Below are 1,705 nucleotides of genomic sequence, written 5' to 3'. Positions count from 1 at the left end.
GGTCTCAGATTATCTGAAAATAAGATTCAAGGTTTTCAGACGACCTTTTAGCGGGTAAATTGCTCTCTAGATTGTTGTTACCGTAAAAGGTCGTCTGAAAATCCTATCCGATCAAAAACAAACCGCCCTTTCGAGCGGTTTGTTTTCAGCTTAAACAGACAGTTATTGTTTTTTGCCGCCGAATACACCGAAGGCATTGTTACTTTTATCTTCTTTGTCATGATAACTGTATCGTCCCGCCATTTCGGCAGCTTTGTCACCGTAGAATCCGCCAGTTACAGAGCCTTGTGCATCTGAAGAAGTCCATTTACCGTTAAAGCTGCTGCCTGTAATATCTGCAGTAAAGGCTCGTTCATTCATGAACCATCTGTCACCACTATTGATTTTACCTGCGATAGTCTTGGTATCGAAGTTGACATCTGCGGTAAACGAACCGGTAGTACGGTAGCCTCCTGTATCACCCACCCAGTTTTCCTTATTATCCAAGTTGCGGGCACGGAAATTCAACACATCGCCGGCATACTTGGCTGTCCCTGACGGTAGAGAGGCACTCATTACCCCCTGAACAAACAAGGAGTAGGCATTATCGGCAAGTTTTGCCGCACCGAAGACAACATTGCTCAAATTGCCTGAAGCAACAAACGATTTGTAGTCCGAACCCAATTCAGTTCGATAGAGCTTGTTGGTAACAGGTGACAAAGCGATTGTCGTACCGTTGATAACGACTTTGGTCAAATCGGCGATATTCGATAAGAAGTATTGCTCGCCTGTTTCACCTTTTTTCAATTCAGCTGCGGCGGCATCATCTTTAGGTTTGGTTACGGGCGCATCAGGTTTGGCAACCGGCGCATCAGGCTGTCCGCCTGCTTGAGCTGCCGCATCTTGGCGTTTTGCACCAAACACACCGCGCGCCACTACGTCTTCATCACGTTGGTTTTTGCCTGCCGCACTATATGTACCGGCAAGTTGGTCTGCCTTCGCGCCAAAGAATCCGCCTTGCATCGTACCTTGCTTGTTGGAGAAGGTGTTGCCGTGCAAATCGCCATTGAAAGACAAATTTTCCGCCATATCGCGCGCATTGGATTTGACGACACCTGCAATCCTATCGCCACCGCTACCACCGCCAACCGTTTGATCGGAATAGCGGTTGATGCCGACATTGATGGTTTTTTGGTCGAAATTGACTCTTGCGGTAACATCGGTTGCTTTGGCGGCAGAATACAGATTGGCCAGCTTGGCTTGCGAACCGGTTTCAAAAATTTCTTGCAGACCTCTTGTATCGATCGGCAGTCCGTTTGGGAAATGCAGGCCGATGCCTTTATAGGTTGCATCCCCTCTTTGGGCTGCAACGGTATCGCTGCCTGATGGCGTGCCTTGGACAAACAACGCCTGTTTCACATCACGCAGATCGCTGACATCGGCAACACCGCCGTAACGAACGTCAGGCAGCAGGTCGCCGCTGTGTACCGCATATTGTGCTGCATCGGCTTTACCGCCGTTCGTACTTCTTTCGCCCAACGTGAACTCACCTGCTTTAACGTCTTTGGTATTAATGGCGACACCATCAAGTACGACGCTGTTTTTATCCGAGGCAGTCGGAGCTTCGGTTTTTGCATATTCCAAATCGCCGGTTTCACGTTTTTTCGCTACCAAGACACCGCCATCCAAAGCCTTGCCCATTACTTTGCCTTCGCCGCCAAAACCT

Annotated in this window: 1 protein-coding gene; it reads right to left on the bottom strand. The window is 48.9% G+C overall.

What is annotated here, in order from left to right; translation table 11 throughout:
* Positions 1-162: 162 nt before the first annotated feature.
* On the bottom strand, positions 163-1,705 hold a 1,543-nt coding region (locus ACTHUR_RS10920; RefSeq protein ID WP_440398583.1), incomplete at its 5' end, for a transferrin-binding protein-like solute binding protein.

It is taken from the genome of Neisseria sp. P0021.S007 (assembly GCF_051956855.1).
This window is presented reverse-complemented; position numbering and strand designations above follow the sequence as displayed.